This window comes from Kitasatospora sp. NPDC043949, assembly GCF_056435365.1.
On record NZ_JBWKEQ010000024.1, the window covers coordinates 43,002 to 50,186 of the forward strand.

The 7,185-nt window shown below is 75.8% G+C and carries 6 protein-coding genes; 4 read left to right on the plus strand and 2 right to left on the minus strand.

The window, feature by feature from the left end; all coding sequences use genetic code 11:
* Positions 1-34 precede the first annotated feature (34 nt).
* Entirely contained in the window at positions 35-2,425 is a 2,391-nt protein-coding gene (locus AC07AL_RS20830; protein WP_478317922.1) for a HelD family protein, read from the plus strand.
* Here AC07AL_RS20830 and AC07AL_RS20835 read toward each other — a convergent pair.
* Positions 2,346-3,761, minus strand: a complete 1,416-nt coding sequence (locus AC07AL_RS20835; RefSeq protein ID WP_363632691.1) for a glycosyltransferase 87 family protein — start codon at positions 3,759-3,761, stop codon at positions 2,346-2,348. The genes AC07AL_RS20830 and AC07AL_RS20835 overlap by 80 nt on opposite strands.
* Positions 3,762-3,874: 113 nt before the next feature.
* Here AC07AL_RS20835 and AC07AL_RS20840 point away from each other — a divergent pair, with 113 nt between their 5' ends.
* Complete coding sequence (locus AC07AL_RS20840) at positions 3,875-4,978, plus strand: molybdopterin-dependent oxidoreductase (protein ID WP_400843268.1); 1,104 nt, start codon at positions 3,875-3,877, stop codon at positions 4,976-4,978.
* Positions 4,978-5,400, plus strand: a complete 423-nt coding sequence (locus AC07AL_RS20845; protein ID WP_363579888.1) for a hypothetical protein — start codon at positions 4,978-4,980, stop codon at positions 5,398-5,400. The genes AC07AL_RS20840 and AC07AL_RS20845 overlap by 1 nt, the downstream gene beginning before the upstream one ends.
* Here the strand turns inward: AC07AL_RS20845 and AC07AL_RS20850 are convergent.
* Complete coding sequence (locus AC07AL_RS20850; RefSeq protein WP_363579887.1) at positions 5,375-6,226, minus strand: S-methyl-5'-thioadenosine phosphorylase; 852 nt, start codon at positions 6,224-6,226, stop codon at positions 5,375-5,377. The two genes, AC07AL_RS20845 and AC07AL_RS20850, sit on opposite strands and share 26 nt — an antisense overlap.
* Positions 6,227-6,469: 243 nt before the next feature.
* Here AC07AL_RS20850 and AC07AL_RS20855 point away from each other — a divergent pair, with 243 nt between their 5' ends.
* Positions 6,470-7,096, plus strand: coding sequence for a transglycosylase family protein (locus AC07AL_RS20855; protein WP_400987866.1), 627 nt, complete (start codon positions 6,470-6,472; stop codon positions 7,094-7,096).
* Positions 7,097-7,185 lie beyond the last annotated feature (89 nt).

A 7,185-nucleotide genomic window follows, 5' to 3' on the forward strand; every position in this document is an offset into this window, starting at 1 on the left:
GGAATCGAAAAGCTCAGAACACCTGGAGCCAGGTTTGTCCCCCATCTCGTCCTCCTCATCCTCCTCGCCCGAATCCCGCTCGCCCGAATCCTCCTCGCCCGAACCGAATTCACCCGCCGACGACTGGCGGTCCGGCGAACTGCGGGCGGAGAACGCGTACGTCGGCAGGCTGTACGAGCGGCTCGAAGCCCAGCGCGCGCTCGCGGCCGGCCGACTGCGCGAGGTCCACCTCCAGGACAAGGGCGGGACGATCCAGGCCCTCCTGGAGCGCGACACCATGGAGATCCACCACACCCGCCGGCTGGCTGCGCTGCACGCCGCCGAGTACGGGCTGTGCTTCGGCCGGATCGACGACGCCGACGGCGAGCGGCAGTACATCGGCCGGATCGCCCTGTCGGACGACGACCACGAGCCGCTGCTCACCGACTGGCGGGCGGCGGCAGCGGAGCCGTTCTACCGGGCGACGCCCGCCGCACCGGGCGGTGTGGTGGCGCGACGGCACCTGCGGACCAAGGGCCGGACCGTCGTCGACTTCGACGACGACGCCTTCGGCGTGGGCGCCCACGCGGGCCGCGACAACGCCGAGCTCAGCGGGGAGGGCGCCCTGCTCGCCTCGCTGACGGCGGCCCGGACGGGGCGGATGGGCGACATCGTCTCCACCATCCAGGCCGAGCAGGACCGCGTCATCCGCGACGCGCTCGGCGGCGTCCTGGTCGTGCAGGGCGGCCCGGGCACCGGCAAGACCGTCGTCGCCCTGCACCGCGCCGCGTACCTGCTCTACACCCACCGCGACCGGCTGGCCAAGCACGGTGTGCTGGTCATCGGGCCGAACACGACGTTCCTGCGCTACATCGACGAGGTGCTTCCCGCGCTCGGCGAGAGCGAGGTCGTGCTGAGCAGCATCGGCACGCTCTACCCGGGGGTGACGGGGACCGGCACCGAGACGCCCGAGGCGGCCGCCGTCAAGGGCGACGCCCGGATGGCACAGGTCCTCGCCGCCGCGCTGGAGGGCCTGCGGCAGCTGCCCGAGGAGTCGTGGACCATCACCGTGGGCCGGACCTCGCCCTACAACCTTCAGCTCCGGATCGGCCGGGCGCTCTGCGAGCGGGCCCACGCCGCCGCGCACCGGAGCGGCAGGCCGCACAACGCGGCCCGGGCCGACCTGGTGGAGCGGCTCTCCTCGGAGCTGGCCCTGCGGATCGCCCGGGACCAGGGCGGGGAGATGGACCTGGACGCCGTGGCGAACCTCGCCGACGCGCTCGTCGACGAGCCCGAGTTCCAGGCCGTGGCCCAGAAGCTGTGGCCGCTGCTGAACCCGGAGCAGGTGCTCACGAGCCTGTTCGGCTCCCCGGAGCTGCTGGCGAGCGCGATGCCGGACTTCACCGAGGCCGAACGCGCCGCGCTGCTGCGCGAACTGCCCGGCCCGGAACGGGAGTCCGCCGCCGAGGCCGCCTCGACCGCTGCGACCACCCGGACCACCTGGACCACCGACGACGTACCGCTGCTCGACGAGGCCGCCGAACTGCTCGGCCCGCTGCCGGGCGCCGCCGTCGCCCGCCGGGCCGAGGCCGCCGCCGAGGCGGCGGAGCTGGAGTTCGCCAAGATCGTCCTCGACGACTTCGGCGTGGGGCTGGTCGAGATGGACGCGAAGATGCTGGCCCGCCAGTACCGCGGCGAGGAGTCGCTCCGGCCGCTGGCCGAGCGCGCGGCCGAGGACCGGACCTGGGGCTACGGGCACGTGATCGTGGACGAGGCCCAGGAGCTGTCCCCGATGGCCTGGCGGATGCTGGCCCGCCGCTGCCCCGGCCGTTCCATGACGATCGTCGGCGACCTGGCGCAGACCGGCGCGCCGGCCGGGCTGAGCTCCTGGGGCCAGGCCCTCGACACGTACACGGCGGGGCGCTGGCGCACGGTGGAACTCACCATCAACTACCGCACCCCGGCCGAGATCATGCAGGTCACCGAAGGCGTCCTGCGGGCGCTCGACCCCTCGCTCGCCGCCCCCACCGCGGTGCGCAGCGGCGGAACCCGCCCGTGGAGCCTGCGGATCCCCGCGGACGGCCGGGCGGCGGCGCTGCGCGGCGCCGTCGAGCGGGAGCTCGCGGCACTGGACGGCGGTCGGCTGGCGGTCATCCACGCCCCGGACGCCCCGGCCGAACTGCTCGACGGGATCGCCGGGTTGGAAGGAATTTGCGTCAACGACGGTCCGGCGGCGCTGGATTCGCCGGCCGTCCTGCTGACGGCCGCCCAGTCCAAGGGTCTTGAGTTCGACGCCGTCCTGGTCGTGGAGCCCGCCGAGATCCTCGCGGCGCACGCCCACGGCGTGAACGACCTCTACGTCGCCCTCACCCGGGCGACGAAGTCCCTCGGGGTGCTGCACAGCCGGGACCTGCCGGAGATGCTCCAGGGCCTGGAGCCCCGCTGAGGACGGCGGCCGTTCTCCCGCGCCGCCGGGCGCCGACCGCGACGCACGCCAACGCGGCGCCGTAGGCGGCCTGTTGGGCCTCGACCCCGCCCGTCAGATAGAGGTACTGCCCGGCGGCGGGGACGGCGAGCCACTCCCAGCGGCCGGTGAGGCCGACCAGGGCCACCACCAGCAGGCCGTACCAGGGGTAGGCGGGCGCGGCGAGGAGCAGGGCCGTGCCGGTGACGAACAGGGCGCCGTCCCAGGGGCGGGCGGGGTCGCCGCGCCGGAGCACCCACAGGGCGACGGCGGCCAGGACCGCCCCGGCGGCCCACGGCAGCAGGGCGTCCGGCAGGAGGAGGGCGAGCAGGCCGAAGCGGTCGAGGTGCCCCTGCTCGTACCCCTCCTCCTTCAGGTAACCGGGCAGGTAGCCGAGCACGCCGGTGCCGGAGGCGGCGAGGTAGGGCAGGTAGGCCAGGGCGAACGCGCCGAGCGAGGCGCCCAGGAGCAGGGCGCTCTCGCGCGGGCGTCGGCGGGCCAGTGCGCCCGGCAGGGCCAGTGCGGGGATCAGCTTGACCGCCACGGCCGCGCCGAGCAGCGCGCCGGCCCGCGTCGCCTTCCGCCGGGCCGCGTACCCGAGGCCCACGACCAGCAGCAGCGCCCCGAGGGTGTCCACGTGCGCGTCGTTGACCGACCACACCGCCACGCCGGGGCACCACCCCCACAGCGCGGCCCGCCGGCTGCCCCGTCCGATCACGAGCAGCGCCCCCGTGGTCGCCACCGCGAGCAGGGCGCCGGCGGCCTGCATCCCGCGCACCCCTCCCCCGAAGGGGTGCAGGGCGAGGAACCAGGCCTCCGCGACCGGCGGGTAGATGGTGTGCACGGCGGGCCGGTTGATGCGGGTGCAGTCACCGGCGGCGGTGCGCCGCTCGTCCCAGCCGTCGCAGGCGCCGCCGGCCGGCCACAGGTCGGAGGTGCGCAGCCGGGCCAGCGCCGGGTCGTCCGGGGTGTGCGCGTACGGGGAGGTGCCGGCGGCCTGGACGCGGCCGTCCCAGACGTAGCGGTAGGCGTCGTCGCTGGTGCGCGGCGGGGCGAGCAGGCCGACGGCGGCGACGGCGACGCTCCCGGCCAGGACCAGGGGCACGATCTGACGGCCGCCCACCCGGCGCAGCGCCAGCAGGGCGAGCGCGTACAGGGCGGCGTCGACGGCGTACCAGGCGTACAGCGGTGCGCGGTGGCCGAGCGTGCCGCCGCCGGTGACGGTGAGGGCGAGCGCGGCGGTCAGGGCGGCCAGCGCGAGCAGGCAGGGCAGCACGCGGGCGGGCCGGAGGCGGGTGAGCGGGAGGCGGGTGGGCACCCGCCCACCCTGCCACCGGGCGGCGGCGCGCGACCGCAGCGGCGTGGCGCCGTTCGGATTCCGTAAGCACGTCGTACCGCCGCGAAACCGGGGCCCGGCGGTTCTATGGACGGGTGACTCCGAACCTCCTTCCGCGATTCCGCTCGGCGCTGCACGAGCCGCGCACCGCCGTGGTGCTCGGCCGCTGGCTGGGCTCCGCGCTGCTGGTGTGCTTCCTGACCGGGCTGGTCAGCCACGCCCTCCAGGACCCGCCCGGCTGGCTGACGCCGTATCTGTTGAGCCGCCCGGTGAACGGCTACCGGGTGACCCAGGGGCTGCACGTGATCAGCGGCCTGGCGGCCGTCCCGTTGCTGGGGGCGAAGCTGTGGACGGTCTACCCGCAGTTGTTCGCGTGGCCGCCGGTGCGCGGCGCGGCGCACGCGCTGGAGCGGCTGGGGATCTTCGTGCTGGTCGCGGCGATGCTGCTGGAGCTGTTCACCGGGCTGTTCGACACCCTGCAGTGGTATCCGTGGCCGTTCCCGTTCCGCCAGACGCACTTCTGGCTGGCCTGGCTGGCCACCGGCGGCCTGTTCGTCCACCTCGCGGCCAAGGGCCCGGTGATCGCGCGGCACTGGCGCCGCCCGGCGGCCGGGCTGCCGCAGCGGCGGGCGTTCCTCGCCGCCGTGACGGCCGCGGTGGGTGTGGTCACGCTCACCACGGCCGGGCAGACCGTCCCCTTCCTGCGCCGGCTGGTCCTGCTGGCCCCGCGCCGCCCCGACCTGGGCCTGCAGGGGCTGCCGGTCAACCGGACCGCCGCGCAGGCCGGGACGGTCACCGTGCCGGCCGACTGGCGGCTCCGGGTGGACGGCCCGCAGCCGTACCGGCTCTCCCTCGCCGAGCTGAACCAACTCCCCCAGTACGACGTGCACTTGCCGATCTCCTGTGTGGAGGGGTGGAGCTTCTCGGCGCGCTGGACCGGGGTGCGGGTGGCCGATCTGCTGGTCCGGGCGGGGGCCCCGGCCGGCTCGGGCCTGCTGATCACCTCGCTGGAGGCGGACGGCCCGTACCGCGAGATGCGGATGCCCGCCGAGTACGCCGTCGACCCGCTCACCCTGCTCGCCCTGCGGATCAACGGCGAGGTGCTGACGGCGGACCACGGATTCCCGGCGCGGATCATCGCGCCCAACCGGCCGGGGGTGCTGCAGACCAAGTGGGTCGCGCGCCTGGAGGTGATCTGATGCCTCGGTGGCTGCGCGCGGTACTGCTGCTCGGCGGCCTCGCCCTGATCGGCTTCGGCCTGTCGGGCCTGCTCACCGACTCCTACATCACCGCCCCGCTCGACGTGCTGGTCTGGGCGGTGGGCGGGGTGCTGCTGCACGACGGGCTGTGGGTGCCGCTGCTCTGCCTGGTCGGCGCGCGACTGGCGCGCGACTGGGCGTTGCGCGGCTGGCTGGTCGTCGCGGCGGCGGTGAGCGCGATCGGGCTGCCGGCGGTGCTGCGGGACGGCGAGAACCACGGCAACTCCTCCCTCCTGCCGCTGCCGTACCTGCGCAACTGGCTGCTGGTGCTGGCCGCCACCGCCGGGCCGGTGCTGCTGTTCGCACTCGTCCGGTGGTGGCGGCGTCGCCCGCGGGTCAGACGCCCGGCAGACCCGTCGTGAGCCCGTCCAGCGCGTGCGAGCAGACGCAGTCCCGGACGGCGGGCAGGCTCTCCAGCGCCTTGAACAGCACCGTGCGCAGCCGGTCGACGTTTCCGGCGAAGACCTCCAGCACCTCGGCATGGGTGACGCCCTCGCCGCTCTCCACGCCCGCGTCGAGGTCGGTGACCAGCGCCAACGAGGTGTAGCAGAGGCCGAGTTCGCGGGCGAGGACGGCCTCCGGGTGACCGGTCATGCCGACCACCGACCAGCCGTTCGCGGTGAACCAGCGGGACTCGGCGCGGGTGGAGAAGCGCGGGCCCTCGATCACCACCAGGGTGCCGCCGTCCACCGGCTCCCAGGCCGCGTCCCGGGCGGCGTCCAGGGCGGCGCGCCGCCCGTCCGGGCAGTACGGGTCGGCCATCGAGACGTGCACCACCTCGGGCACCGCCCCGCCGGGCAGCGGCAGGCCGTCGTAGTAGGTCTGCACCCGGCCGGAGGTGCGGTCGACGAACTGGTCGGGCACCAGCAGCGTGCCGGGCCCGTACTCCGGGCGCAGCCCGCCGACGGCGCACGGTGCGAGCACCTGGCGCACGCCCAGGGAGTGCAGCGCCCACAGGTTGGCCCGGTAGTCGATCCGGTGCGGCGGCAGGCCGTGGCCGCGCCCGTGCCGGGGGAGGAAGGCGACCCGGCGGCCGGCCACCTCGCCCAGGAACAGCGCGTCGCTGGGCGGCCCGTACGGCGTGTCGACGCGCAGTTCGCTCACGTCGTCGAGCAGCGCGTAGAGCCCTGAGCCGCCGATCACGCCCAGTTCGGCGCGCGGAGCACCGGTTCCCTGATCGATCGTCATCGTTCGTACCCTTCCTCGGGGAGGCGTCCCGGCCACTCTAGGGTCCACGCGGCGGCACCGGTCCTTACGGTTCCGGGACGGCGGGCGGGGCCGGATGGCCGCGGGCCGACGGGGTGGTCCGGGGCGGCCGAGCGGGTGACCTGCCGGACGTGTCGGAGGCGACGCGCCCCACCCGGCGTGCGTCGGTGGGTGTGCGCCGCCTCCGGGCGGTGCACGCCCTGTTCCCGAAGCTGAGAGCCGCCGATGCCTCCCACCGTTCGTCTTCGCCGCCTCGTCCCCGCCGCCCTGTGCGTGCTCGCCGTGGCCCTCACCGCTCCCGCGGCCCAGGCCGCTCCCCCGGGCCGCGGCCCGGGCACCGACCCCGGCCGGGGGTACGACGGAGGGAGGTACGACTGGGAGAGCGTGGCGGCCTGCGAGAGCAGCGGCAACTGGCACGTCAACAGCGGCAACGGCTACTTCGGCGGCCTCCAGTTCGACACCCCCACCTGGCGCGACAACGGCGGCCTCGCCTACGCACCGCGCGCCGACCTCGCCAGCCGCGAGGAGCAGATCGCGGTGGCCCAGCACCTCGCCGGGCGGCGCGGCCTCTCCCCCTGGCCCGCCTGCGGCGCCCGCGCCACCCGCGGCCACGACCGCGAGCGCGACGCCGCCCTTCCCCCGCCGCCCGCACCCGCACCCGCACCCGCGCCTGCCGCTGACGGCGCCGGCGCCGGCGGGTGGACGGTCCGCGAGGGCGACACCCTGGGCGACATCGCCGAAACCCTGCGCGTGCCCGGCGGCTGGCCGGCCCTCTACGCGCTCAACCGCGCCGCCATCGGCGACGACCCCGACCTCATCCAGCCGGGCACCGCGCTGCGCCTGCCGTCCTGAACCCGGCTCCCGCACAGCAGTGGGGGCGGGGGGGGGGGGGAGGGGGGGGGGGGGGGGGAAGGGGGGGGGGGGGGGGGGGGGCGACGTGG